This is a genomic window from Holzapfeliella sp. JNUCC 80, from assembly GCF_053667655.1.
Window position 1 is genome coordinate 529,832 of record NZ_CM132205.1, and the last position, 25,590, is coordinate 555,421.

26 protein-coding genes, 2 pseudogenes and 1 riboswitch are annotated in these 25,590 nt (G+C 35.2%); of the genes and pseudogenes, 23 read left to right on the top strand and 5 right to left on the bottom strand.

The window, feature by feature from the left end; translation table 11 throughout:
- Positions 1-48: 48 nt before the first annotated feature.
- Positions 49-1,614 (top strand): bifunctional metallophosphatase/5'-nucleotidase, encoded by a 1,566-nt coding sequence (locus JNUCC80_RS02680; protein ID WP_454153248.1) that lies wholly within the window; start codon positions 49-51, stop codon positions 1,612-1,614.
- Positions 1,615-1,624: 10 nt separating this feature from the next.
- Here the strand turns inward: JNUCC80_RS02680 and JNUCC80_RS02685 are convergent, their stop codons facing one another.
- On the bottom strand, positions 1,625-1,804 hold the full coding sequence (locus tag JNUCC80_RS02685; protein WP_056974961.1) for a YjzD family protein: 180 nt from the start codon (positions 1,802-1,804) through the stop codon (positions 1,625-1,627).
- A 110-nt stretch (positions 1,805-1,914) separates the two neighbouring features.
- Between JNUCC80_RS02685 and JNUCC80_RS02690 the strand changes: the two genes are divergently transcribed.
- The 19 genes and pseudogenes from JNUCC80_RS02690 to JNUCC80_RS02780 all read left to right on the top strand — a co-directional run bounded on the left by JNUCC80_RS02690 (position 1,915) and on the right by JNUCC80_RS02780 (position 20,796).
- The gene (locus JNUCC80_RS02690) at positions 1,915-5,043 is read left to right on the top strand and encodes a DNA polymerase III subunit alpha (protein WP_454153249.1); all 3,129 of its coding nucleotides are present in this window, start codon (positions 1,915-1,917) and stop codon (positions 5,041-5,043) included.
- Between the two features lie 108 nt (positions 5,044-5,151).
- Positions 5,152-6,111, top strand: coding sequence for a 6-phosphofructokinase (gene pfkA / locus JNUCC80_RS02695; protein WP_339969494.1), 960 nt, complete (start codon positions 5,152-5,154; stop codon positions 6,109-6,111).
- Between the two features lie 24 nt (positions 6,112-6,135).
- Positions 6,136-7,500 (top strand): annotated as a pseudogene (gene pyk, locus JNUCC80_RS02700) (pyruvate kinase); the annotation flags it as partial.
- A 169-nt stretch (positions 7,501-7,669) separates the two neighbouring features.
- Positions 7,670-8,131 (top strand): DUF441 domain-containing protein, encoded by a 462-nt coding sequence (locus tag JNUCC80_RS02705; protein WP_454142812.1) that lies wholly within the window; start codon positions 7,670-7,672, stop codon positions 8,129-8,131.
- A gap of 10 nt (positions 8,132-8,141) precedes the next feature.
- On the top strand, positions 8,142-9,041 hold the full coding sequence (locus tag JNUCC80_RS02710; RefSeq protein WP_454153250.1) for a CvfB family protein: 900 nt from the start codon (positions 8,142-8,144) through the stop codon (positions 9,039-9,041).
- A complete protein-coding gene (gene xerD / locus JNUCC80_RS02715) occupies positions 9,019-9,924 on the top strand; it encodes a site-specific tyrosine recombinase XerD (protein ID WP_454153335.1) in 906 nt (301 codons plus the stop codon). The genes JNUCC80_RS02710 and xerD overlap by 23 nt, the downstream gene beginning before the upstream one ends.
- A 22-nt stretch (positions 9,925-9,946) precedes the next feature.
- Positions 9,947-10,315, top strand: a complete 369-nt coding sequence (locus JNUCC80_RS02720; RefSeq protein WP_454142808.1) for a reductase — start codon at positions 9,947-9,949, stop codon at positions 10,313-10,315.
- Entirely contained in the window at positions 10,305-11,042 is a 738-nt protein-coding gene (locus tag JNUCC80_RS02725) for a segregation and condensation protein A (RefSeq protein ID WP_454153251.1), read from the top strand. Before JNUCC80_RS02720 ends, JNUCC80_RS02725 begins: the two co-directional genes overlap by 11 nt.
- A complete protein-coding gene (scpB, locus tag JNUCC80_RS02730; protein ID WP_454153252.1) occupies positions 11,043-11,606 on the top strand; it encodes an SMC-Scp complex subunit ScpB in 564 nt (187 codons plus the stop codon).
- Entirely contained in the window at positions 11,606-12,328 is a 723-nt protein-coding gene (locus tag JNUCC80_RS02735; RefSeq protein ID WP_454142802.1) for a pseudouridine synthase, read from the top strand. Before scpB ends, JNUCC80_RS02735 begins: the two co-directional genes overlap by 1 nt.
- Positions 12,329-12,351: 23 nt before the next feature.
- Positions 12,352-12,477: riboswitch (FMN riboswitch) on the top strand.
- Positions 12,478-12,568: 91 nt separating this feature from the next.
- Positions 12,569-13,144, top strand: a complete 576-nt coding sequence (locus tag JNUCC80_RS02740) for an ECF transporter S component (protein ID WP_454142800.1) — start codon at positions 12,569-12,571, stop codon at positions 13,142-13,144.
- 56 nt (positions 13,145-13,200) lie between these two features.
- Entirely contained in the window at positions 13,201-13,779 is a 579-nt protein-coding gene (locus JNUCC80_RS02745) for a LysM peptidoglycan-binding domain-containing protein (RefSeq protein WP_454153253.1), read from the top strand.
- Between the two features lie 13 nt (positions 13,780-13,792).
- Positions 13,793-14,458: a (d)CMP kinase gene (gene cmk / locus JNUCC80_RS02750; RefSeq protein ID WP_454142796.1), complete on the top strand. Its 666-nt coding sequence runs from the start codon at positions 13,793-13,795 to the stop codon at positions 14,456-14,458.
- Between the two features lie 57 nt (positions 14,459-14,515).
- Positions 14,516-15,697 (top strand): 30S ribosomal protein S1, encoded by a 1,182-nt coding sequence (gene rpsA / locus JNUCC80_RS02755; RefSeq protein ID WP_454153254.1) that lies wholly within the window; start codon positions 14,516-14,518, stop codon positions 15,695-15,697.
- A gap of 64 nt (positions 15,698-15,761) precedes the next feature.
- Positions 15,762-17,072, top strand: coding sequence for a ribosome biogenesis GTPase Der (gene der / locus JNUCC80_RS02760; RefSeq protein ID WP_454142792.1), 1,311 nt, complete (start codon positions 15,762-15,764; stop codon positions 17,070-17,072).
- Positions 17,073-17,234: 162 nt separating this feature from the next.
- Positions 17,235-17,510 carry an HU family DNA-binding protein gene (locus tag JNUCC80_RS02765; RefSeq protein WP_056974976.1) on the top strand — a complete coding sequence of 92 codons (276 nt, stop codon included), beginning with the start codon at positions 17,235-17,237 and terminating at the stop codon, positions 17,508-17,510.
- Positions 17,511-17,589: 79 nt separating this feature from the next.
- Positions 17,590-18,849: a tetratricopeptide repeat protein gene (locus JNUCC80_RS02770; RefSeq protein WP_454153255.1), complete on the top strand. Its 1,260-nt coding sequence runs from the start codon at positions 17,590-17,592 to the stop codon at positions 18,847-18,849.
- 155 nt (positions 18,850-19,004) lie between these two features.
- On the top strand, positions 19,005-20,489 hold the full coding sequence (locus tag JNUCC80_RS02775; RefSeq protein WP_454153256.1) for a metal ABC transporter solute-binding protein, Zn/Mn family: 1,485 nt from the start codon (positions 19,005-19,007) through the stop codon (positions 20,487-20,489).
- A 97-nt stretch (positions 20,490-20,586) separates the two neighbouring features.
- Positions 20,587-20,796, top strand: a complete 210-nt coding sequence (locus JNUCC80_RS02780; protein WP_454153257.1) for a DUF6897 domain-containing protein — start codon at positions 20,587-20,589, stop codon at positions 20,794-20,796.
- 26 nt (positions 20,797-20,822) lie between these two features.
- On the opposite strand, the gene JNUCC80_RS02785 is transcribed toward JNUCC80_RS02780, so the two are convergent.
- Positions 20,823-21,020: a DUF3923 family protein gene (locus JNUCC80_RS02785; protein WP_454153258.1), complete on the bottom strand. Its 198-nt coding sequence runs from the start codon at positions 21,018-21,020 to the stop codon at positions 20,823-20,825.
- Between the two features lie 260 nt (positions 21,021-21,280).
- On the opposite strand from JNUCC80_RS02785, the gene JNUCC80_RS02790 reads away from it, so the two are divergent.
- Entirely contained in the window at positions 21,281-21,478 is a 198-nt protein-coding gene (locus tag JNUCC80_RS02790) for a cold-shock protein (protein ID WP_056975039.1), read from the top strand.
- Positions 21,479-21,529: 51 nt separating this feature from the next.
- On the opposite strand, the pseudogene JNUCC80_RS02795 reads toward JNUCC80_RS02790, so the two are convergent.
- Positions 21,530-21,961, bottom strand: a pseudogene (locus tag JNUCC80_RS02795) (MerR family transcriptional regulator); the annotation flags it as partial.
- A gap of 107 nt (positions 21,962-22,068) precedes the next feature.
- Here JNUCC80_RS02795 and JNUCC80_RS02800 point away from each other — a divergent pair.
- Positions 22,069-23,082, top strand: a complete 1,014-nt coding sequence (locus tag JNUCC80_RS02800) for an alpha/beta hydrolase (RefSeq protein ID WP_454153260.1) — start codon at positions 22,069-22,071, stop codon at positions 23,080-23,082.
- Between the two features lie 37 nt (positions 23,083-23,119).
- Here JNUCC80_RS02800 and JNUCC80_RS02805 read toward each other — a convergent pair whose 3' ends face one another.
- Entirely contained in the window at positions 23,120-23,695 is a 576-nt protein-coding gene (locus JNUCC80_RS02805; RefSeq protein WP_454153262.1) for a DUF1989 domain-containing protein, read from the bottom strand.
- A 188-nt stretch (positions 23,696-23,883) separates the two neighbouring features.
- Between JNUCC80_RS02805 and JNUCC80_RS02810 the strand changes: the two genes are divergently transcribed.
- Positions 23,884-24,297: a cytidine deaminase family protein gene (locus JNUCC80_RS02810; RefSeq protein WP_454153264.1), complete on the top strand. Its 414-nt coding sequence runs from the start codon at positions 23,884-23,886 to the stop codon at positions 24,295-24,297.
- 344 nt (positions 24,298-24,641) lie between these two features.
- Here the strand turns inward: JNUCC80_RS02810 and JNUCC80_RS02815 are convergent, their stop codons facing one another.
- The gene (locus JNUCC80_RS02815; RefSeq protein ID WP_454142774.1) at positions 24,642-25,538 is read right to left on the bottom strand and encodes a YitT family protein; all 897 of its coding nucleotides are present in this window, start codon (positions 25,536-25,538) and stop codon (positions 24,642-24,644) included.
- Between the last annotated feature and the right edge of the window lie 52 nt (positions 25,539-25,590).

The window sequence follows — 25,590 nt, forward strand, 5'->3', positions numbered from 1 at the left end:
GTTAAATGAATAGTGTTAATAAATAGTATTCATATTTGGAGGTATATTTTGAAATTAAAATTACTACTAACTAGTGATTCTCACGGATTCATTAGACCCACAACTTATCAAAATCGCGATATTACTGGGGATTTTGGTGTTTCAAAACTTGCCACGGCTTTTAAGAAAGAAGAAACAACAGGGGACTTTAATTGTTTACTAAAAATCAATAATGGTGATTTCATTCAAGGTTCAGCTTTAGCTACTTATCTTAATAAAAATCATGCTAAATCAAATATTCAGCGATTCAATAATGTTTTTAATACAATTGGCTTTGATGCTACTATTGTGGGTAATCACGAGTTTAATTATGGCTTTGATTACCTTAAACAATTTATTAATCAAGATAGTCAAGTTCTAAACGCTAATATTCTAGCTGAAAATACCGATCAATCGGCGTTTGGCAAGCCTTATCATATTTACGAGCAATCAGGTATGAAAATTGGTCTATTAGGACTTACAACAGCTTATATTCCAAATTGGGAACAGCCTCAAAAAATAGCAGGATTACATTTTGAATCGGCTTATAAAATGGCTAAAAAATGGGTGCCTGTTATAAAACAAGAGGCTGATATTGTAGTTGTTTGCTATCACGGTGGTTTTGAGCGAGACCTTACGACTGGTGAACCTACAGAAGCGTTAACGGGCGAGAATGAAGGCTATCGTATTTTGACTGAGATTCCAGGCATTGATGTCTTATTAACCGGACACCAGCACCGTCAAATAGCCGAAATTGTAAATGGTGTCGCTGTCATCCAACCAGGTTACCGCGGACAATTTTATGGGAAAGTTGAATTAACTTTTGATAAAGATCAATCTGGAGTTAAGATTAGCGATAAAACAGCTGAGTTGGTTCCAACAAAGCCATTTTCTGAATCAAAAGAAGTGACAACTTTAATTGATCCGTTACATCAAGAAACTGAGGACTTTTTAGACCAAAAATTAGGACAAGTCACAGGAGACTTCACAATAAGTGATCCACTGGTCTCACGTATTGAGGGTAGTCATTATATTGACTTGATTAATCATATTCAATTGAGTGCAACAAAAGCTGATTTGTCAGCTACAGCAATCTTAAACGACCAGGCTAAAGGCCTACCCGAATCAGTAACTATGAGGGATATCTTGAGTAACTATCCGTTTCCTAACACATTAGCTGTGATTGAATTGACAGGGGAACAATTAAAAGATGTTTTAGAGCATGCGGCAACATTTTTTGATTTAGATGATCAAAATGAAATCAAAATCAATCCTGCCTTCTGTGTGCCAAAACCCCAATTATATAATTACGATATGTTTTATCCTTTAGATTATACATTTGATATCACTAAACCATATGGGCAACGTGTATCAAGTCTGACTTATCAAAAACAACCAGTAGCTGCGACTGACAAATTCAAAGTAGCATTAAGTCAGTATCGAGCTGTTGGGGGAGGAAACTATCCTCACTATGGTGCTGATAATATTAGTTATGAAGTATCAACAGACATGGCCGAGTTAATCGCGCAATATATTAAAGAAAATGCACCTATTGAGGTACCTAAGCATTTCGAATACAAAATAAAAAAAGCTTAACTCATCAAAGTTAAGCTTTTTTATTTTGGCGCTCTGCAATAGTAATTGTTACACTAAGTAAAACAGCCATTACAATTCCCATAATTAAGGATTGCATTGGTTCAAAAGAAGTTTGAGTCAATGAACCTGCAAGGTAACCAGTCACCATTGAAAAAACGATTGACCAAAACATCACAACGATATATTTCATAGTTTTCCCTTCTTTCAGTCGTGTAATTCAACATCATTTTAAAGATAAATCATTTATAAGACAAGTCTAAAATTTGTTATACTAAATTTAAAATAAAGGAGCTTGGTCAAATGTTTACAAATTTACAAACCATTAGTAGCTATAGTCTTTTGCAAAGTCCAACCAAAGTTCAAGATTTGGTGAATGCTGCTAAAGTCAAAGGCTATCAAAGTCTTGCTTTGACAGATATCAATGTCACTTATGGATTAATTGACTTTTATCAAGCTGCAAAACAGGCTGGTATTCATCCGCTTTTGGGGATGCAATTAGAAGTCCGAGGAAATATCCAAGCTCAAGAAATTTTCAGGGTTGTTTTAATTGCTAAAAATAATAAAGGCTATCAAAACATTTTGAAATTATCTTCCTTAAAGCAACTAAATGAAGCTGCGTTTTCATTAGCTGATGTATCCAAGCATTTAGACGAACTTGTTATTATTATTCCGCCTAAATACAGCGAGCTAGCTTATCTAGTTCAAAACAATCCCTCTTTAATTGATCAAGGAATTAGGCAACTACAAGATTTGATTCCTGAAACTTCGGCTCTTTACTTCGGTATACAGGCAGTGGATAGTGAAGCCGTTTATAATCAAAAAGTTTTAGATTGGTCTAAACAATATCGCTTAAGTTCAGTAGCTTTGGAAGATGTTCAATATCTAAAATCTGAAGATGCTTTTACGCAGAGCGTGTTGCAGGCAGTTGATGCAGGTAGCTTAATTGATAAGGACGTTATTGATGAACAAAAGACGGGGAACTTGTTTTTAGATGAAAGTCAACGAGTCGCAGAGAGGTATCGTAATTTTGGTTATGAAGAGGCACTTGAGAATACAGCGCTAATCAGTGAAACGTGTCAGGTCACAATCGACTTTTCGAGTGTGAAGTTACCAAAATTCAAACAAACAAAATATGAAACATCAACCGATTATTTAAAACATCTTACGCTGTATGGCTTAAAGCAGCGTTTTAACACTGAGCAACTACCTAAGGCTTACGCTGAACGTCTGGCTTACGAGTTAAATGTAATTGAACAAATGGGATTTAGCGATTACTTTTTAATTGTTTGGGATGTTATTCGCTACGCGTTAACACATGATATTTTGACTAGTCCTGGTCGAGGATCTGCAGCGGGGTCACTTGTAGCCTACAGTTTGAAGATTACAGATGTTGATCCGATTGCTTATAATTTACTTTTTGAACGATTTTTAAATCCCGAACGTCAGAATATGCCCGATATTGATTTGGATATTCCTGACATCAAACGTGACGAAGTGATTAACTATGTTTATCAAAAATATGGATTTGATCATGTAGCTCAGATTATGACTTTTGGGACATTTGGTGTAAAACAAGCGATGAAAGATACGCTAAAAGTTTTAGGCTTCAGTCAGTTAGAAGCAAATAAATGGTCCAAACTGATTTCAAAAACAGCTCATCAAACTTTTGCAGAAGCAAAGCAAGAAAACCCCGAACTCGTAAAAAAATTAGGTGAAAGTCCCTTGAATCAACTAATTGAAACAACTGTAACGCAACTTGAAGGTTTACCACGTCATATTTCAACGCATGCTGCTGGAGTTATCATTTCAAAAGAAGCGCTTTCAGAAAAAGTTGGCTTACAAAAGGGGTCTGCTAATATCCCGATTACGCAGCAAACCATGGGCTATTGTGAATCGTTAGGGCTTTTGAAGATGGACTTTTTAGGCTTGCAAAACTTAACTATTTTAAGTCAAATTATTGCTAATCTACAGTCTGAGAATATCTCTATTGACTTAGATCGTATTCCATTGACTGATAAGAAGACTTTTGAGACTTTTCAAAGAGGTGATACAGACGGTATTTTTCAATTTGAGTCAACAGGTATTCGCCGTGTACTTAAACAACTTAAGCCTGACAGTTTTGAAGATATTGTCAGTACCAATGCTTTGTATCGTCCTGGTCCAATGCAAAATATCGAGACTTTTATTAAACGAAAGCATCACGAATTGCCAATAGATTACCCAGATGACAGTTTGAAACAAATTTTGGAACCGACTTATGGTATTTTGGTTTACCAAGAACAAGTTATGCAGGCCGCACAAGCACTTGCGGGTTTTACATTGGGACAAGCTGATATGTTACGTCGAGCTATTTCTAAGAAAAATACTGAAAAATTAACCGAAATGAAGAAAGCGTTCATTACAGGAAGCATGGCTAAGGGACATTCTAGTGAAATCGCACATAAGGTTTATTCTTACATTGAAGCTTTTGCCAATTACGGATTTAACCGTTCTCATGCGGTAGCTTATAGTAAAGTGGCGTATTGGTTAGCTTATTTAAAGACACACTATCCTCAAGCTTTTTATGCTAGTTTGCTAAATAGCCATATAAATGACAAAGAAAAACTAGTTACTTATTTACGTTTAGCTCGTCAAGCAGGCGTTAAAATAAATGGCCCCGATATCAATCAAAGTGTGGGTGAATTTAGATTTAAAAATAACCAAATTTACTTTGGATTACGTGCGATTAAAGGGATGCGTCGTGATTTTATCAAGTCTATTTTAGAAGAACGTGAAAGCAAGAACTATCACGATGTTATTGACTTTTTAAGACGACTACCTAAACCGTTTTTAAAACCAGAGCTCATTACAAATCTGGCATACGCGGGATTTTTTGATTCATTAGAGCCAAATAGACGTAAAATATTAGCTAAATTACCAGAATTGCTCGAAAGTTTGAAGCTATCAGGTAATAATTTGTCGTTGTTAGATGTTTTGTTACCTAAATTGCCAAATGTTTCGGATTATACTCAACAAGAAAAATTGATTCAAGAAGAGTCTGTACTTGGTACAACGATTAGTAAAAATCCTATTGAAGAAGTGATTAAGTATTTTAATCAACGAGGTGCTAAATCTTTTCAAGATATTCAAATGAACGAAACGGTAAATCTTGTTGGACAATTAACGGACATTAAGGTTATTAAAACTAAAGCTGGTGCTGAGATGGCGTTTCTACACTTTGTTGAATTACATCAACCATTTTCTGTGACAGTGTTTCCACAGAAGTGGCAAGAGTATCAAGATCTGATGGCAGAATCTGGCGTCTACTTATTGAGAGTAAAAACCCAGCCAGATCGTTACGATATTTCACAAATGCAATTAATCTTAGAAAATGTTAAAAAAATTATGATAAATAAGCCTAATGACAGGGCACAACAGGACAAAAAATAAGAATTAAACTGTAAAAATCAGACAAAGTTAAAGACATCATAATAAAAAAATGTTACTATAATAATGGTTCTGATAAGCAAATTTATGAAGAAGGTTTGAGGTGAATTCATGAAACGCATTGGGATTTTAACAAGCGGTGGCGATGCCCCAGGCATGAATGCAGCAGTTCGTTCCGTTGCTCGTAAAGCAATGGATGCTGGACTTGAAGTGTTTGGAATTAACTACGGTTTTGCAGGACTTGTTGCAGGAGACATTTTCCAAATGACTTCTGAAACAGTAGCAGATCGTATTAATACAGGCGGAACCTTTTTATACTCTGCAAGATATCCAGAGTTTGCTCAGGTAGAAGGGCAACTTAAAGGTATTGAACAGCTTAAAAAATTCGGTATCGACGCATTAGTTGTTATCGGTGGAGACGGATCTTATCACGGTGCTTTAAGACTAACTGAACATGGTTATAATGCAGTTGGTTTACCAGGTACAATTGATAATGATATCCCTTACACAGATTTCACTATTGGTTTCGATACAGCTTTAACAACAGCTGTTGATGCATTGGATAAAATTCGAGACACAGCGTCAAGTCATCAACGTGTATTCGTTGTTGAAGTGATGGGTCGCGACGCCGGAGACCTTGCATTATGGTCAGGTGTTGCTGCTGGTGCTGAAGCTATTGTTGTTCCTGAAAAGGATTACGACATCAAGCAAATTGCTGAAGATCTTAAAAAAGGATTCGAAAACGGCAAGAAGCACGGTATTATCGTACTAGCTGAAGGTGTGATGTCATCAGAAGATTTCTTAGCTGAGCTTAAGAAACATGGTGATTTTGATGCCCGTGCTAATACTTTAGGACACATGCAACGTGGTGGTGTTCCAACAGCCAGAGATCGTGTTTTAGCAAGTAAAATGGGAGCTTATGCTGTTGATTTATTATTGGATGGCCAAGGTGGATTAGCCGTTGGTATGGAAAATAATCAAATTACACATCACTCAATCTTAGATTTATTCGATGAAAAACATCATGCGGATTTATCACTATATGATTTGAACAAATCATTAGCAAAATAACAAACAAGGAAGAGGACTATTACTATGAAACAAACAAAAATTGTAAGTACATTAGGACCTGCAAGTAATAATGTTGACACAATCGCAAAATTAATCGAATCAGGTGCTAACGTTTTCCGTTTCAACTTTTCACACGGTGACCACGCAGAACACCAAGAACGTATTCAAATGGTTCACGAAGCAGAAAAGAAAACTGGTAAATTAGTAGGTATTCTTTTAGATACTAAAGGTGCTGAAATGCGTACAACAGACCAAGAAGGCGGAAAATTCATCGCTGAAAAAGGTAAAACAATGCGCGTTTCAATGGATGCTACTTTAGTAGGTAACCCTGATAAAATCGCTGTTACATACCCAGGTTTATTCGACGATACACACGTTGGCGGACACGTTTTAATCGATGATGGTTTAGTTGACCTATTAATCACTGAAAAAGACGAAGCTAACAAAGAACTTGTTGTTGAAGTTCAAAACACTGGTAAAATCGGTTCTAAAAAAGGTGTTAACGCACCAGGTGTTGAAATTCGCCTTCCAGGTATTACAGAAAAAGATGCAGACGACATCCGTTTTGGTTTAACACAAAACATTAACTTCATCGCTGCTTCATTCGTACGTAAAGCTCAAGACGTTTTAGATATTCGTGCAATTCTTGAAGAAACAGGTAACGAACACGTTCACATCATTCCTAAGATCGAATCACAAGAAGGTATCGACAACATCGATGAAATTCTTGAAGTTTCAGATGGTCTTATGATTGCTCGTGGTGACATGGGTGTTGAAATTCCATTCCAAAACGTACCATTCGTTCAAAAATCACTTATCCAAAAATGTAACGCTTTAGGTAAACCAGTTATCACAGCTACACAAATGGTTGACTCAATGCAAGAAAACCCACGTCCTACACGTGCTGAAGTTTCTGACGTTGCTAACGCTGTTTTAGATGGTACAGATGGTACAATGCTTTCAGGTGAATCAGCAAACGGTGAATACCCTGTTGAAGCTGTTTCAGCTATGGCTGCTATCGACCTACGTAGTGAAGAATCAATGTACGCAAACAACACTCTATCAAAAGCTAGATTAGCTGATTACCCAGCTCAATCAGAAACAGAAGCTCTTGCAGCAGCAGCTGTTCGTACATCTGAATCATTAGGTGCTAAAGCTATCGTGGTTTCAACAAAATCAGGCCACACAGCTAACTTAGTATCTAAATTCCGTCCAAACGCTAAAATCGTTGCTTCAACATTTAGCGAAAACACACAACGTTCTCTAACAGTTGTTTGGGGTGTTCTTCCAGTTCTTACAACAGAAGACAAAGCATTCGACGATGCAGTTAAAGCTGCTAAAGATAACGATGTAGTAGCAAGCGGAGACAAAGTTGTTGTTATCTCAGGTAACACAGTAAGCGTTGTTGAAGCTTAATTCATTCTTTAAGTTTAATACTTCTTTATTAGCTTAAGATAAGTTAAAAAGCCAATCCATATGGATTGGCTTTTTCATTTGTTTAAAGCCTTGTTATCACGTATACTAAAGAGTACTAGTAAGTAAATAAAGGAGTGGGATTTTGGAAAGCTGGATTTTTCTTGCCCTAATTTTGGCAGTTTCCATTTTTGGAAAAAATACTTCGCTGATTGTTGCAACTTTAGCGGTCATGTTATTCAAACTTGTCCCTTATTCAACAAAAGTACTCAGTTATGTTGAAGCTAAAGGAATGAATGTCGGTATCACGATTATCTCAATGGCAATTCTAGTACCGATTGCGACCGGGCGAATTACTTTTAAAGATTTGCTTGAAGCCTTCAAAACACCTTCTGGATATATAGCGGTTGCTTGTGGAATATTAGTTGCCATTTTGTCTGCTAAAGGTGTTGGGTTACTTGCTCAGAGTCCAGAAATAACAGTTGCTTTAGTTTTTGGAACCATTTTTGGTGTGGTTTTCTTAAAAGGTATTGCAGCAGGTCCAGTTATTGCATCAGGAATGACCTATGTTATTTTGATGGTCATCAACCAATTTATACAAAATTAAGGATGAAAATATGTTACAAGATAAATTAGGAAAAGTTATTGAAGCAACAATAACAGATATGAATAAGGATGCGTTTTTTGCACAGGTAGATGGTCAGACTTTTTACCTTGGCAAAAACGATATTCAAGACATTGATATCAAAGATAAAGGGGATCAAATTATTGGATTCGCTTATGAAAATCAACATAAACAATTAAAGATGACACAATTCTATCCAGAAGCAATGGTAGATGTTTATGGATACGGTACTATCAAAGAAGTTAGAAGAGAACTAGGTGTTTTCGTTGATATTGGCTTAAAGGACAAAGATATCGTAATTTCATTAGATGACTTACCACTAGATTCATTTAAATGGCCTAAAGTAGATGATCGCGTCATGATTCGTTTAGAGATTGATCACAAAGACCGTATCTGGGGGAAACTAGCTGATGAAGAAGTCATGGATCAATTAAGTGTTCGCTATCCTAGAGACTTGAAGAATACAGAACTAGAAGGAACGGTTTATGCAACCAAACAAATTGGTGCATTCATTGTGACTGAAGAATATTACTTAGGGTTTATTCACCACACCGAAATGTATGGTGAAGCACTACGACTTGGTGAAAAAGTAAAAGCCCGAGTGATTGGTAATGGCCAGCATGGTCGTTTGAACTTGAGTTTAATGCCTCGAGCATTTGAAGTAATTGATGATGATGCTCAAATGATAGTTATGATGCTAAAACGTAATAAAACGCACACATTGCCTTTTTACGATAAAAGTGATGCTGAGCAAATTAAAAGTCAATTTGGAATTAGTAAAGCTAGTTTCAAGCGTGCACTGGGTAACTTAATGAAGCAAAATCTAATTACGCAAGATAAAGAAAAAGGCGAAATAAGGTTAAATGAAGATGAACCAGCAACAAATGACTGATTTACTCGATGACTATCTCCGGTTTGTTAGAATCGAACGGGGATTGTCATTCAATACTGTTCAAGCATATCGACGTGATATTAAGACGTTCATTGATTTTCTTGTCAAACAAAAAATAGCTGATTTTAATATTGATACGTTCAAAATTGATGATTTTCTTAGTGAGCAACATCACCAAAAAAAATCATCAACTACTATGATGCGCTATATCTCTGCACTTAGAAAGTTTTATCAGTGGCTGTTTAAACATCGCTATGTTCAAGCTGATCCAATGCAAAATGTTTCTTCACCTAAGAAACATCAGCATCTACCTGTTTCGCTTTCGGTGAAAGAAGTTGATGCATTATTAGCATCACCAGATACAAAACAAATCTTAGGTTTACGCGATCGAACAATTTTTGAAGTGATGTATGCAACAGGTCTACGTGTTAGCGAAATTGTTAACTTAACGATGAATGATCTGCACTTAGAGCTTAAATTAATTCGAATTGTCGGAAAAGGTAATAAAGAACGTTTAGTTCCAATTAGTGATGTTGCAATTTCTTGGATTAAAGACTATATTAATCATTCACGTCAATTTTTATTAGCAAAATCAAGTGTCAAAACAAGGGCACTGTTTTTGAATCATCGCGGAACCAAAATTTCTAGACAGACCGTTTGGAAGATGATTAAAAAGTACGTTGCAATGGTAGGAATCGATAAAGATGTCACACCACATACTTTGAGACACTCTTTTGCAACACACTTGTTAGAAAATGGCGCAGACTTGAGAATTGTCCAAGAATTACTCGGACACAGTGATATTTCAACGACACAGATTTATACACATATCTCTAAGGCTAGAATTGCAAAGATTTATCAAAAATCTTTCCCAAGATCTTAATAAAATGTAGGTGAACCTTAACGTGTTAATTAAATACAAAAATGATTATGAAAAAATAGCGATGGGCTTTTTGTCTTATTTAGATGATTTGAAGTCTGTTGAAAATTTAAAAGAAGAAATGAAGCTATATCAAAGTAAAAGTGAGTTTGTGCTTTATCTATACAAAGAAAAGACGAATGACTTTATTGGTGTTTTAGGTGTTCAAGAAGGCGCAGGATTTGTGATGGTGCGGTATGTTTCATTATCGCCTAATTATCGCTATACACCTTACATCAACGATATGCTAAGTGAATTACAGTATACCTATCCCAAAGATTTAATCATTGGGACTCCTGAAAATGCTAAATTAATCCAAAACTTTGAAGAGAGTCGTTCAAAACATGACGAATAAATTACAAGTAACTTTGCCAAATTTTGAAGGTCCTTTGGACTTGCTTTTGCACTTAATAAAATCACAAGAGCTTGATATCTATGACATTCCAATTGCTGAAATTACTAAGCAATATTTGAATTATCTCGAAAAAATGCAACAACTACAGCTTGAAGTAGCTGGAGAATACTTTATTATGGCGTCTACGTTACTCAAAATAAAGTCCGATGTTTTGTTACCTCAAAATGATTTTGAAGATCAAAGTACCATCGAAGTTGCAGACCCTCGGCAAGAATTAGTTGATCAACTTTTAACATATGAAATTTATCAAAAGGCGGCACACTACTTAGGGGATGCACTTGAAAATCAACCGATTGCTTTATCAAAAGAAGTTTCGGTTGTTCCTGATGAATATCCCAAAGAACTTGAAGATGGAGAAGTTAAACCGCAAAAGTTAGCAGATATTTTTTCTGTACTTCTAAAAAAAGTTAAAAGCGAAAAATTGACTTTAACTAAAATCAAGCCTGATAAGTATGATGTTAAAGATCAGGTTAACTTGGTCATGAATCAATTTAAGAAGTCTTCTTCATTTTCCTTTTTTTATTTTGTTCATGAAGCAAAAATCAAGACGGTTTCTCATTTAGTTGCACTGTTTTTAGCAATTTTAGAGTTAAGTAAAAACCAAAAAATCAAGGTACTACAGGCAAATCAAAATGATGATTTTGTCATTTCAGAAAGGAGTATCTAGATGCACCATGCTGAGTTAGAAGCTGTTTTGTTCGTGGCCGGTGATCAAGGCATTGATGATAAAAGTCTACAAGAACTACTTAATCTAACAGCTGAAGAACTAGAGTCAGTCATTAAGGATTATCAAGAACTACTTGAACAAGATAGCAAACGTGGATTACAGCTGATTAAAGTGAATCAAACCTATAAGCTTGTCACTAAAGCAATAGCAGAATCTGTGCTGAAAAAGTACTATAAAAAAGATATGCAAGTCCATCTAAGCCAGGCAGCACTAGAGGTTTTAGCTATTATTTGCTATCAACAACCTATTACTCGTGTAGAAATTGATGAAATTAGAGGGGTTGCAAGTCAAGCAGCAATTCAAACGCTTAATGCACGCGGCCTAATTGCCGAAAATGGTAAAAAAGATGTTCCTGGACGTCCCAAACTATTTGTGACAACAGACTATTTTTTACAATATTTTGGATTCGAATCAATAGATGAAATGCCAAAAATAGAAGAATTTAAGACAGAAAGTTTAATTGATACACAAAGTATCAATGAAGAAGAGGTGAGTGAATCATAATGGAAAGATTACAAAAAGTGATTGCAAATGCTGGTGTAACATCCAGAAGAAAAGCAGAACAATTGATTATTGATGGTCGTGTTCGTGTGAACCATCAAGTCGTAAAGGAACTGGGAACTAAGGTTTCTTTTCAAGATATTGTTGAAGTAGATGGGGTTCCCATTGAAAAACAAACTAAGTCACATACCTTTTTGTTCTATAAACCAAGAGGTGTTATTTCTTCTGCTAAAGATGAAAAAGACAGAAAGACAGTGACCTCTTTCTTTGAAGATTTTGACTATCGTTTGTATCCAGTAGGACGTTTAGACTATGATACTTCAGGTTTGATTTTGATGACTGATGATGGTGATTTAGCTAATGGATTAATGCATCCTAAAAACAAGGTTGATAAAGTTTATGTAGCTAAAGTTGCTGGCTTTTTGAAGAAAGACGAAATAAAACAGCTTCAAAAAGGGATTGTGATTGATGGACGCAAAACCTCTCCTGCTAAGGTAAAGGTGATTTCTTCTGATTCTAAGAAGAAAACAAGTATTGTTCGTCTAACTATTCATGAAGGTCGAAACCATCAAGTGAAGAACATGTTCAAAGCAGTTGGGCATCCTGTAGATAAGCTAAGCCGTGAACAGTATGCGTTTTTAGACTTAACAGGTCTAGTTTCAGGTAAATATCGTGAACTATCTCGTCAAGAGGTTGCACAACTTAAGAAACTTATAGTAAAATAGTGACACTAGTTAAATAATTAAATTGTTGTCTTCAGGGCAGGGTGTAATTCCCGACCGGCGGTCAAAGTCCGCGACCTAACTTTTTTAAGTTGGCTGATTCGTTGAAATTACGAAACCGATAGTTATAGTCTAGATGGAAGAAGGCAGATTTTTTTGTGCGTCTAAAAAATCTGTTGTTGAATATTGAAGCAATAGATTTTTTTATTTTTCTAAAATATATTTTTTTAGGAGAATTGTTTTATGTTTAAAGAAAAGTCGTTACAAAAGGTCATTATTTTAGCGTTATTTGGTGCTGTGTCATTAGTTTTGATGCAGTTTGAATTCCCGATAATTCCCATGTTTCCTTATTTAAAGTTTGATTTCAGTGATATTATGGTAGTTATTGGTGGTGGCTTATTTGGACCAATGGGTGCTATTTTGACGGCACTAATAAAAGTATTCTTGAATTTTGTTTTATTCGGTGGAAATGTCGTATCATTGATTGGAATGAGTTCGTCACTTGTAGCATCACTTGCCTTTACATTGCCACTAATTGGGACTTTGAAGAAAGATACGGTATGGAATTGGGTTAAGAGCGGAACACTTTCAGTTGTTTCCTTAACTGTTTTACTAGCTTTAGGGAACCTGTTTATATTTACACCACTTTACATTAACTTGCTTAACTTCAACTTAGGAACATCATTGATTAACTATGTAGTAACAGTGATTGTGCCGTTTAATTTAGTAAAAGGAATCATTCTAACAATAACCTCTGTAGTCGTTTATCGCTTAGTCATTACAAAATTAAAAAGAATGTTAGAAGTTTCTAATAAATAATATATCAAATACCCCCATGTTTATGATAAAATTATAGACAGCATGGGGGTTTTTTTATGGAAGATAAACGTACCGATTCAAGGCAATCTCTTTCTAGGATGAAATCAAGACATCCACAAAGTAAAAAGCCACGTTGGTTTCTATGGCTTTTAGGAATTATTGTAATGATCGTTATAATAATTTTTATATGGACACGATTCAACGGTGGAAGTAGTGAGCCTAGTATTAGTTCGAGCTCTGACAGTTCATCTGAGGTTATGTCTTCAAGTTCTCAGAGTCAAAGTAGTGAATCAAGTAGTAGTTCTAGTTCTGAGTCTTCAGTTGCTTCTTCAAGTAGTAGCGTCGAAGAAAAACAGTCTAGTGAAGCGGTGACAAGTCAGGCGACAAGTTCATCACAAACTACTACAGATCAAAACACGACTCAACAACAGGCACAACAGTCTACCACAACTAATCAAGCTCAAGGCCAATCAACACAAGAAACAGTGCAGGCACAGACTTACACTGTTAAAAATGGTGATAGCTTATACTTGATTGCTAAAAAACAAGGTATTACTGTTGATCAACTGGTTAAGTTAAACAACTTGACAACAGAGGCTGTATTGCAACCTGGTATGAACTTAAAAATTAAATAGTAGGTGAGTTTAAATGCAAATCGCAATTGATGGACCAGCATCTGCTGGTAAAAGTACGGTTGCAAAAAAATTAGCACACGATTTGAATTATATGTATTTAGACACAGGTGCTATGTATCGAGGCGTCACACTTGAATTTCTTAAAGATGATATTGACTTAACTAACGAAGAGTTACTATCACAAAAACTAAAGAATATTAACCTGACTTTTGAGAGCATTAATGATCAACAGCACATTTTAATTAATGGTGTAGATAGAAGTCAAGCAATTAGAAGCGTTGAGGTGACTAATTCAGTCTCCGATGTTGCTTCAATCAAACAGGTTAGAGAATTCTTAGTTGCTGAACAAAGACGAATCGCTGGGAAACATGATGTGGTAATGGATGGCCGAGACATTGGAACAACTGTTTTACCCGATGCCGAAGTCAAAGTTTTCTTATTAGCAAGCGTAAAAGAACGTGCACAAAGAAGACTGTTGGATTATCAACAAAGTGGTGAAAAAATTTCGCTAAGTCAGATCGAAGAAGACATTAAAAGTAGAGATTATAAAGACCAGCATCGTGCAATATCACCCTTAGTTAAAGCTGCGGATGCTATTGAATTAGATACAACAAGTTTATCTATAGACGAAGTTGTTGATGAATTAAAAAAAATTATAGAAAAAGGTAAAAAAAGCTAGTCATTTACTAGGTTTTACTCTAAAATAGAGTTGAGAAAGTGGGAGGAATTTTTATTTATGGCTGATAATAACGAAATCATGATGAAAGATATTTTAGATGAATTGACAGGTGTTAACATTGGAGACGTCGTTGGCGTTGAAGTACTTGTTGTAGAAGATGGACAACTTGTAGTAGGTGTTGATAACGCTGGTGTTGAAGGTGTTATTCCAAAACGCGAATTCACTGCAGATCGTAGTGCTAACTTAAAAGACTTAGCAAAAGCTGGCGATCACTTTGAAGCATTAGTACTAAGACGTGCTGGTGGCGATAAAGAAAACGGAGAATTCATCTTCAGCGTAACTCGTTTAGCTGCTAGAAAAGCATTTGAACAATTACAAAAAGACTTTGAAGCAGATAAAAGTGTTGAAGGTAAAATTACAGGAGCTGTTCGTGGTGGACTTCTTGTTGATGTTGGTGCACGCGGATTCTTACCAGCTTCACTAATTAGTGATCACTACGTATCAAACTTGAAACCATATGTTGGTCAAACATTAGAATTCAAGATTACTGAAATTGACCCATCACAAAACCGTCTTATCTTATCACGTAAAGACTTTGTAACCGAAAAACGTGAAGCAGCATTTGAAAACATCTCAGAAAAAATTATGCCTGGTGATGTTGTAGAAGGTAAAGTTGCACACTTAACTAAATTCGGTGCATTTGTTGACTTAGGTGGCGTAACTGGTTTAGTACACATTTCAGAAATTTCATACAAACGTGTTGAAAAACCTTCTGATGTTTTATCTCCAGAACAAGATGTTAAAGTTAAAGTTCTAGAAGTAGACAGTGAAAACCAAAGAATTGCGTTATCAATTAAACAAACACAACCTTCACCATTTGAACAAGCAACTTCAGATCTTGTAGCAGGTGATGTTGTAGAAGGTACAGTTAAATCATTAACTGACTTCGGTGCATTTGTTGAAATCGCATCAGGTGTTCAAGGTTTAGTACACGTTTCTGAAATTTCAAACGATCACGTACGTGTTCCAAGTGACGTTCTTTCAGTTAACGACCAAGTTGCAGTACGCGTACTATCAATTGATAAAGATAGCCAACGTATTTCACTATCAATGAAGTCAGACGATTCAAACGAAGCATCTCAAAACCACGAATCAGCTCAAAATGAAGCAGATTACATGGATAACGATGACAGCTTCTCAATCGGAGATATCATTGGTGACGAACTAAAAAATAACTAAAATTAATCATTCTAAAAAAGGCTGACAGTGAGTCAGCTTTTTTTATGAAAAAAGGAGAAAAAATATGGCTACACCAACTGTTGCAATTGTTGGTCGTCCTAATGTTGGAAAGTCAACGATTTTTAACCGAATCGTTAACGAAAGAATTTCTATCGTAGAAGACACACCAGGTGTGACTCGTGATAGAATTTATGCCCATGGTCAATGGCTTGGTCACCACTTTAACTTAATTGATACAGGTGGGATTGAGCTAGGACCAGGTATGTTTCAACAAGAAATTAGAGCTCAAGCAGAGATTGCGATTGAAGAAGCAGATGTTATCATCTTCATCGCTGATGTCAAAACTCATTTAACTCATGATGACGAAACAATTGCCCAAATTTTATACAGAGCAGATAAGCCTGTAATCTTAGCAATTAATAAAGCAGATAACCCAGAACAAAGACAAGACATCTACGACTTTTATAGTTTAGGATTAGGTGATCCTTATCCTATCTCTGGTTCGCAAGGAACTGGTTTAGGTGACTTACTAGATGAAGTTGTCAAAAAATTACCAAAAGATGAAGACCAAGAAGAAGATAAAAGTATTCGTTTTAGTTTGATTGGACGTCCTAATGTTGGTAAATCTTCTCTAGTTAATGCAATGCTAGGTGAAGATCGTGTGATTGTTTCTGATGTTGAAGGAACCACTCGTGACGCTATTGATACCAAGTTCGTTGATGAATCTGGTCAAGAGTTTACGATGGTTGATACAGCTGGTATGCGTAAACGTGGACGTGTTTATGAATCAACTGAGAAATATTCTGTTATGCGTGCGATGAGTGCGATTGACCGTTCTCAAGTTGTTCTAGTCGTTCTTGACGCTAGTCGTGGAATTATTGAACAAGATAAGCACGTTGCTGGATATGCTCACGAAGCCGGCCGTGGTGTCATTTTTGTTGTAAACAAATGGGATACTGTTGAAAAAGATACAGATACCATGAAGAAATTTGAAGACAAAATCCGTCAACAATTCCAATATTTAGATTATGCACCGATTGTGTTTGTTTCAGCCAAAACAAGACAACGTCTATCTAATTTACCAGACTTAATTAAACGTGTTAGTGTTAACCACAGTCAACGTATTCAATCAGCTGTCCTAAACGACGTATTATTGGATGCAACTCGCTTAACACCAACACCTTTAGTTAAAGGAAAACGTTTAAGAGTCTACTACATGACACAAGTTTCAGCTAACCCACCAACTTTTGTGATCTTTGTTAATGATCCTGAATTACTGCATTTTTCATATAAACGTTTCTTAATCAATCAATTAAGAAAAACTTTTGATTTTGAAGGTTCACCAATTCATATTATTGCTCGTGCAAGGAAATAAATTTCAAAAAAACCTTGTCGCCAAGCCTTTTCTATGATAATTTTAAGGTTAGGAATGGTGAGTGGTAGTCTTCATTGTTTCCAATTTTTAACAAGTGTTGTTAAAAATTATATCATTGGGTATATAATACATATTCCAATTATTTAGGAGGTGAAATCTAAGATGGCAAATAAGGCTGAATTAATTTCAAGTGTTGCAGAAAAAGCTAACATTACTAAAAAAGAAGCTACAACAGCTGTTGACGCAGTTTTCAACTCAATCGTAGAAGACCTTTCTAAAGAAGAAAAAGTTCAATTGATTGGCTTTGGAACTTTCGAAGTTCGTACTCGCTCTGCACGTAAGGGTCGCAACCCTCAAACAGGTGAAGAAATTACAATTCCAGAAAGCAAAGTACCTGCATTCAAACCAGGTAAAGCTTTAAAGGATGCTGTTAAATAAGACATTATTTAACTAAAAAAAGAGGGAATACTTTTAAGTATCCCTCTTTTTGTTTTTCCATTAAAAAGGAGGACACAAAATGTCATATTCAGAACAAGTTTTACAAAATCTAAGCGAGAATAACCTAGAAGAAGCGCAAACTAACTTGAAGCACGCTTTCAAAGAAGATGATAGTGAAACTTTAAGTAGTTTGGCAGAAGAATTATATGCAATGGGATTTACTGATCAAAGTCAGCAAGTTTATCGCTTTTTGATTAAGCAACATCCAAGTGAAGACATTTTCAAAGTCTTCTTAGGAGAATTATTACTCAATGAAAATAAGGAAACAGAAGGCTTAAGTTACTTATACGATATTAAAGAAGAATCAGATGCTTACTTACAAACATTGCTTGTCTTAGCGGACTATTATCAAACAGAGGGTGTGTTTGAGGCAGCAGAGCAAAAATTGAAAGAAGCGCATCAAATTGACCCAGAAGAGCCCGTTATCATCTTTGGTTTAGCTGAACTGTATTACTCTATGGGCCAATTTCAACCAGCTTCAGAGTACTACAGCTTACTGCTTGATGGTGGAGAAGACTATGTTGCAAACACCAATATTCAAAAACGCTTAGGGTTAGCCCTAGCTAAAATGGGTGATTATGAAGAAGCTCTAAACGAATTGAAAGATTTAAATGATTTAGAAAAAGATACCGAGGTTAATTACCAATTAGGGCTATTATCACTACAAGTTAATGATGATAAACAAGCTGAATCGTATCTAATGGCCGTTGTTGATGAAATGCCCGACTATATCAGCGCCTATGCACCCTTAGCAATGGCACAACAACATCTTGGTAAAAATGAAGAAGCACTCAACACTGCTCAAGCAGGGCTTTCATATACTGAATTTGATGAGGCTCTATATCAAATTGCTGGAGAATCGGCACTTTATCTCAAACAGTATGAAACAGCACAGAAAATCTTTGAAAAAGGGCTTACCATTAACGAAGAGAGCCAAGTTTTAAAAGCAGGATTGAGTCAAACTTACTTGAGACAACATCGCTATCAAGCTGAAATCGAGTTTTTGACACAGCTTGATGAAGATCAATTAACACCTCAAATGAATTGGGATCTTGCTAGAGCTTATCAAGAAACCGACCAGTTTGAACAAGCAAAAGCGCAATACTTATTAGCTTATCGTGCTTTTTCAACAGACAATGATTTCTTGAAACAAATGATTAATTTTGCTAGAGAAATGGCAGATCAAGAACTACAAGTATTATTAATGCAACAATATTTAAAAGTTAATCCTGATGATTTGCAAATGCAAAATGAGTTGGACGATTTACAAGATAGATAAGAAAAATCCCTTTATATTAAAGGGATTTTTTTGTTTATATTGACAAAAAGTAAGAATGTGCTATGATTAATGTCTAAATGATAATAATTATCATTTAGACAGGGTGAATTGACCTTTGAAAACTACTACAAAAAAAGATGGGAAAGAGAGTATTAATGAAAAAAATACATATATTAATTATTAGTTTAGTAGCTTTACTAATATTTGGGGCCTACCTTACAGAAAGAGAAAAGTATCATCAAGATAAAATACAAATTGCAACGACGATGTATCCAGTATCTGAGTTTACGAAGAATATCGTAGGCGATGAAGCAGAAGTAAGTCTATTGTCAACAGAGCTAACTGAACAAGATAAAGAGAAAGCAAAACAGTCCGATGTTTTGGTTTATCAAAGTGAAGGATCAGAAGAATGGCTTACTCAAGCTCAAAAAGACTGGGGAAATCAAGCACCTAGGTTAGTTTCAGGAACAAAAGATGCTATTTTATTAGCCAGCACAAGTGAAACGCATGATCATAGTCACAGTCATGGAGAAGATGAACATAACCATGCGCACGCACTTGATGCCAGAACATATTTATCACCACAAAGAGCGATTACAGAAGTTAACACAATCAAAAATCAGTTGATTGTGTATTATCCAGAAAAAGCACAAATCTTTGAAGAAAATGCTTCTAAATATATTACACAATTGACCCAATTAGATGCTGATTATACTAAGGCATTCAAAGAAGCTGGGCAGAAAAGTTTTGTTACACAAAATGACAGCTTTACTTACTTAGCGCTTGATTATGGGTTAACTCAAGTTAAGCTTACAGATATCTATCCGGATGTTAAGCCATCAACTAGTCGATTAGCTGAGTTGAAAAACTATGTTTCTGCAAATCATATTCCTTATATCTATTTTGACCAAGACACAACGGAAGATTTCAAAAATACAGTGAATCGTGAAGCGGGTGTTCAAGTTGAATTCCTCAACCCATTAGAACAAGCAAGTTCAAAAGATTACTTAACACTGATGAAAGAAAATTTAGCAGCTCTTCAAAAAACGACAGCAACTGATGGTCAAGCTATTCCATCTGAAAATCCAATAGAATCCAAACAGACTGTTGCACAAGGATACTTTAAAGATGAAGCTGTTAAAAATCGAAATTTAAGTGATTATGCGGGTGATTTTCAATCCGTTTATCCATACTTAAAAGATGGCACGCTTAATCCAGTATTTGATTATAAAGCAAAAGCAAGTCAAACGATGACGGCTGAAGATTACAAGAATTATTATGACATTGGCTACAAAACAGATGTTGACCAATTAGTGATAGATGCTGATACCATCGAGTTTATAGTCGGTAATAATCATTATAAATATCGTTATCATTACGATGGATACCAAATTTTGAATTACAAAAAGGGAAATCGTGGCGTTCGCTTTACGTTTACAACAGATGATCCAAATGCTGGACGCTTTAAGTATGTTCAGTTTAGTGATCATGGTATTGCGCCACAGCAGACCGAACACTTCCACATTTTCTTTGGTGGTGAAAGCCAACAAAAACTACTTGAAGAAATGGATAATTGGCCAACTTACTATAAGAGCAACTTATCAGGTCTTGAAGTTGCCCAAGAAATGGTTTTACATTAAATGACTAAAAGCCTTAACGATTGTTGTTAAGGCTTTTTTATTTTGATAAGATTTAGGGGAGTTTGAGTGGAGGAAAGATAAAAAGGAGGCGTGACTAGTGGATAAAGTATTAGAAGACATGATAGGCAAACAATGTAGTATTACCACATTAAAATCTTACTTTGTTGGTGAAATAAAAGCGGTTGAATCTGGAATTTTGACTTTAAAAACAAAACAGTTAGAACAATTTATTGCAATTAAATATATTATCAGTGTTAATCAGGTGCCAGATAGGACACAAAATAAAAAGTCCTTTTCTATTTTTTAGAGAAAAGAGCTTCTTTGATGGACTAATTAAGAACGACGACGGACAAAATGATAAGTTACGAGGTAAATTGCTAGAACAATTAAAGAAAAAGCAATCCATATCGTTAAAGAAACTAGTTTGACTTGCATAGTATTAGCTAAGCCACTGCCATCAGCGCCTCTAAACCATAGAAAAAGCGAAACCCCTAAAAAAATTAATGATAAAATATAACCCAGTGCTTTCATATCAATACCTCCTATTATTAATTAATATTATCGTAGTCCTTGAGCCAAAATAGTGCAACTAATAGGAGATTTTTGGATTTATAAATACTAAATTAATAAAAAAGGGTAGCATTAGTATAATTCCCGTGTTATACTAATTAAGTAATTGATTTTGAAACGTAAACTGTAACATTATATACATGTATAATTCTTGCTTTTGCCTATCAAATATTCATTGCAACAAAACGCATATTAAATTATGCAACAGGAGGAAATTATATATGGTTAACGGAACAGTTAAATGGTTTAACGCAGACAAAGGTTTTGGTTTTATCACTCAAGAAAATGGTGAAGATGTGTTTGCTCACTTCTCAGCTATTCAATCAGATGGATTCAAAACTTTAGACGAAGGACAAAAAGTTACTTTCGATATCGAACAAAGTGACCGCGGTCCTCAAGCAGTTAACATCCAAAAATAGTAACAAACGCAAAAGGAGCTCATTGAGCTCCTTTTTTTGTGTCCTTTTAATATGGGATATATCATAAAAAGTTTTAACATTTTCGGGTAAATCATGGGGGATTTTGGCAGAAACAAGATCTTCGTTATTGTATTTCAACGCTTCACCATAATACCAGCACTTAAATTGAATCATGTTATAAACTTCGGTTAACTTTGCTAGCTCTTCTTCAACAGCTTTTTTTTGCTTCTCAAAAAGTTGTTTGCGATTCAAAAGCGTATCATTTCCCTGTTCACACCACTTCATAAATTGATTAATATCTTTTATTTCTAATCCAGATCTCTTTAAACAATTAATAACACGCAACGTTTCTAACTCAGTTTCAGAAAATCGACGAATGCCCGAAACCCTTTGAATATAAGGAAAAAGTCCTTCTTTATCATAAAAACGTAAAGTTGAAATAGGGATACCAAATAGCTTTGAAACCTCTCCTATAGTGTACATAAAAAACCTCCATCTTAATCTTGACCTGAAGTCATGTTTAGGTATTAACATCATATTGTAAACGTTTTTAACTGTCAAAGAAGATTTAAATAAAGAGGGGTTTAACTATGACAAAACTGGCAAACGATAGCAGAATTTTTCCTATCAATCCTGAGATTGATGTTCAAAATGTGACTTTCATGAATAAATATGGTTTCACAATAGCTGGGCATCTCTATATGCCTGCGGGATTTGACGATTCTCAAAAGTATAGTGCTATTATCATATCTGGACCGTTTGGTGCCGTGAAAGAACAGGCGAGTGGCTTATACGCGCAAAGTCTGGCTGAGCGTGGATTTATTACACTAGCGTTTGATCAATCAACAACTGGAGAAAGTTCAGGAATTATTCGAAACATGGCATCTCCGGATATATTTGTGGAGGACTTTTCAGCTGCTGTTGATTTTCTCGGCATCCAAAAATTTGTGAACCGTCAAGGTATCGGTGCAATCGGTATTTGTGGTTTAGGAAGTCACGTATTGACTGCAGCAGCTATTGATAAAAGAATTAAAGCTGTTGCAACTAGTGTTATGTACGACATGTCAGACTCGATGTGGAAGGGACTTAACAATTCCAAAACAAGCACTCAAAGAGACCTTGAAAGAGATTATCTTGGTGAAAAAAGATGGGAAATAGCAGAAAGTCATAAAGAAATAGCGGGGTTACATGAATTACCGTTTGATGAAAAAAACAATCCAGTTGAATTAGATAACATTTTACCCGATGAAGTTTCAAGTGATATGGACTCTGTCGCAGTAGAATTCGTTAATTACTACAAAAAACGTGCATTTCATGACCGTTCTGTCAATTCAAATGGTGCATGGAACGCCATAAGTCCATGGGGTTATTATAACTTTCAACTACAACAAAAAATTGATACGATTTCTCCTCGTCCTGTTTTAATTGTAACTGGGGAAAACGCGCATTCACGCTATATGGCAGAAGAAGCTTTTAATAAATTGAATGAACCAAAAAAACTAGTAATTATACCTAACGCTACTCACACTGATTTGTATGATCAGATTGATTTTATCCCATTTGAAAAATTTCAAACATTTTTTGAAAACAATCTTAAATCATAGACAAAAAGACTGCCATTTTTATTAGCAGTCTTTTTTACTAGTCAATAATTACTTTGATAGGAGTATTTTTTGTGCCATTAGTATCTGCTTCAGATACACTACAAGATGCAACGGCAACTGTCATATCCATTTTTGCTTCTAAAACAATCTTACTACCAGCTTTAGAAAGAGGAGTGTTAATTGTAATTTTTCCGTTGGAATCAATTTTTGTGTTCATAAATATATTGATTGGATTAATAATAGGTCTGTATTCTCTAAGACTGTGATTGATATTATCAAAACAATTAGGGTGATTATCGCCGTTTTCATAAAGAAAATCATACATTTCTGGTCTACAGCAAGGGAACAATAAGTCATGTTCGCCTACTTCATCTTCTAAAATTGTGAACATCGGATTATAAACATTCGAGTATATCGTATCTTTAACATTTAATTTAACTGATTCATTACAATCGATGGTTACGGCAGAAGATAAAAACTCATTTTTATCTGACGATTTTTCAGCAAAGAAGTCGGCAACTTGTCCACCTTCTACGTCAATTATAGTTAAAGTTTCTCCAGTTTTAATTTTAAAGCTTTGTCCGCTAAATGGTTTGATTAAATATTCTGTCATTAATTACAGTGATCCTTTCAAATTATATTAAAATAAAAAATATAATATTACTTTAATCAAATATTATACTATATTCTAAAACTTCCTGCAAAATAGCATGTAAGCTTCTGTAATAAAGGGTCGATTAAAAGGTATCAAGCACTTGTCTATTTGTTATACTATTAGGAAATATAAGGGGGTATTTTTGTATGGATATTTGGGAAAGACTATTTGATAGTGCGAAAGGATTGTACAATCCACATGATGTTTCACCGTTTGTCTACGCTGAACATGTTGTTTGTGCTTTAGAAGCTGAGGATGGCGAAATTTATACTGGTTACTGTTTTGAGGCAGCAGCGGGTGTCTTTCATCTTTGTGCTGAACGTGCAGCAGCTTTTAATATGTACCAATTTAGTAAACAGACAAAGATTAAGCGAATTATTGCTTTTCGAGATGAGGCACCTTCAGGTGTAGGTGGGATGCCATGTGGAGCATGTCGTGAATTTTTGATGCAGTTAAATAAGGAAAACGCTGAAACAGGAATTATGGTTGATTATGATACGAGAGAAACTATTAAATTAGCGGAATTATTACCAAAATGGTGGGGTGAAATGAGAAGTTAATAGCAATCAAAAAGCACATAGTACTTTAAAGTACTATGTGCTTTTGCTATATAAAGAGTCTATTCTTGATTGTTTCTAATTTGTCTAATAAAAAGAACTAGATTAAAAAGAAAGAGAAAACCAAAGAGTAGACCAATTACAGTGTCAGCTGTTGGGTTGTGCCAATCAAAAAAGCTCAGTATCAAATAAGTTACTAGCAAAATTAGGGTGCTAAGTGTAGAAATTTTAATAATTTTAGGGCTATCTTTCATATGTAAGTACTCCTTCACTACATCTAATCTAATGCTAGCATGTTTTGATAATTAATTTAATACTTAACTAAAAAAAGAAGCCTCTAAGACTTCTTAATTTGCTTTTTTAAAAAAGCGTTTTTTCTTTAGTGGCTGATAAGAAAAGCCATTTCCGATGGTTTCATTAACATCAAATATTGAAACAAAAGCTGCTTCATCGACTTCATGAACAACCGTTTTCAAATTGTGTAGTTCATTTGGTCGAACAATACAGTAGATGACTTTCTTTTTGTGATTTTTATAGCCACCTTCAGCATCCATAAATGTCACACCACGATCCAAATTATATTTAATAGCTTCAGCTACTTCTGTATAATGCTCGGAGACAATAAAAGTTCCCTTGGCATTATAGGAACTATCTTGTACGAAGTTCACAACTTTTGAGAAGACAAACGAAACAAGAAGTGTGTACATCATGTGTTTGACATCTAGGTAACTGAGTGAAGCTAAAAGTACAAATAAGTCAAATAGTAGTAGTGATTTACCCATGGAAATCCCTTTTTTGATTTCAAGGATTTTACCTAGGATGTCGACACCACCACTAGTTCCACCGAACTTGAAGGTGATACCAAGCCCAACCCCTGCAAAAAGTCCAGCTAAAAGAGCTGAGATAAATAAGTCGTGATCAAGGTTAATGGCGGTGGCAAGAGAAGTTCTTTGCCAGACCCAAAGTCCTGCTGAAAGGGATGCTGTTCCCCATAAGGTATAAAAAATAGCTTTTTTACCTAGGAAGTAGTAACCCAATATCAAAATTGGAATATTCAAGATAATTGTTGAATAGGCAGGGTCAACATGCAACCAATAGCGAATAATCAACGTAATCCCAGTTAAACCACCTTCAGCTAAGTTGTTTTGAATGTTAATCGCAACTATTCCAAAAGCATATGTAAATGTTCCCAAAGTAATCATGAACAGGTCAACCAACGTACGATAGAGATTTATTCTTTTCATAAAATTCCCCCCTAATAAAGAATCGGCTCTTTGAAAAGCATACCAGTTTTGA

What these genes read in the sequence shown, in the direction of transcription:
- JNUCC80_RS02685 (WP_056974961.1), bottom strand. Translation starts at nt 1,804, where the DNA reads ATGAAATATATCGTTGTGATGTTTTGGTCAATCGTTTTTTCAATGGTG.
- JNUCC80_RS02690 (WP_454153249.1), top strand. Translation starts at nt 1,915, where the DNA reads ATGTTTACAAATTTACAAACCATTAGTAGCTATAGTCTTTTGCAAAGT.
- pfkA (WP_339969494.1), top strand. Translation starts at nt 5,152, where the DNA reads ATGAAACGCATTGGGATTTTAACAAGCGGTGGCGATGCCCCAGGCATG.
- JNUCC80_RS02710 (WP_454153250.1), top strand. Translation starts at nt 8,142, where the DNA reads ATGTTACAAGATAAATTAGGAAAAGTTATTGAAGCAACAATAACAGAT.
- xerD (WP_454153335.1), top strand. Translation starts at nt 9,019, where the DNA reads ATGAACCAGCAACAAATGACTGATTTACTCGATGACTATCTCCGGTTT.
- JNUCC80_RS02725 (WP_454153251.1), top strand. Translation starts at nt 10,305, where the DNA reads ATGACGAATAAATTACAAGTAACTTTGCCAAATTTTGAAGGTCCTTTG.
- scpB (WP_454153252.1), top strand. Translation starts at nt 11,043, where the DNA reads ATGCACCATGCTGAGTTAGAAGCTGTTTTGTTCGTGGCCGGTGATCAA.
- JNUCC80_RS02735 (WP_454142802.1), top strand. Translation starts at nt 11,606, where the DNA reads ATGGAAAGATTACAAAAAGTGATTGCAAATGCTGGTGTAACATCCAGA.
- JNUCC80_RS02740 (WP_454142800.1), top strand. Translation starts at nt 12,569, where the DNA reads ATGTTTAAAGAAAAGTCGTTACAAAAGGTCATTATTTTAGCGTTATTT.
- JNUCC80_RS02745 (WP_454153253.1), top strand. Translation starts at nt 13,201, where the DNA reads ATGGAAGATAAACGTACCGATTCAAGGCAATCTCTTTCTAGGATGAAA.
- cmk (WP_454142796.1), top strand. Translation starts at nt 13,793, where the DNA reads ATGCAAATCGCAATTGATGGACCAGCATCTGCTGGTAAAAGTACGGTT.
- rpsA (WP_454153254.1), top strand. Translation starts at nt 14,516, where the DNA reads ATGGCTGATAATAACGAAATCATGATGAAAGATATTTTAGATGAATTG.
- der (WP_454142792.1), top strand. Translation starts at nt 15,762, where the DNA reads ATGGCTACACCAACTGTTGCAATTGTTGGTCGTCCTAATGTTGGAAAG.
- JNUCC80_RS02765 (WP_056974976.1), top strand. Translation starts at nt 17,235, where the DNA reads ATGGCAAATAAGGCTGAATTAATTTCAAGTGTTGCAGAAAAAGCTAAC.
- JNUCC80_RS02770 (WP_454153255.1), top strand. Translation starts at nt 17,590, where the DNA reads ATGTCATATTCAGAACAAGTTTTACAAAATCTAAGCGAGAATAACCTA.
- JNUCC80_RS02775 (WP_454153256.1), top strand. Translation starts at nt 19,005, where the DNA reads ATGAAAAAAATACATATATTAATTATTAGTTTAGTAGCTTTACTAATA.
- JNUCC80_RS02785 (WP_454153258.1), bottom strand. Translation starts at nt 21,020, where the DNA reads ATGAAAGCACTGGGTTATATTTTATCATTAATTTTTTTAGGGGTTTCG.
- JNUCC80_RS02790 (WP_056975039.1), top strand. Translation starts at nt 21,281, where the DNA reads ATGGTTAACGGAACAGTTAAATGGTTTAACGCAGACAAAGGTTTTGGT.
- JNUCC80_RS02800 (WP_454153260.1), top strand. Translation starts at nt 22,069, where the DNA reads ATGACAAAACTGGCAAACGATAGCAGAATTTTTCCTATCAATCCTGAG.
- JNUCC80_RS02805 (WP_454153262.1), bottom strand. Translation starts at nt 23,695, where the DNA reads ATGACAGAATATTTAATCAAACCATTTAGCGGACAAAGCTTTAAAATT.
- JNUCC80_RS02810 (WP_454153264.1), top strand. Translation starts at nt 23,884, where the DNA reads ATGGATATTTGGGAAAGACTATTTGATAGTGCGAAAGGATTGTACAAT.
- JNUCC80_RS02815 (WP_454142774.1), bottom strand. Translation starts at nt 25,538, where the DNA reads ATGAAAAGAATAAATCTCTATCGTACGTTGGTTGACCTGTTCATGATT.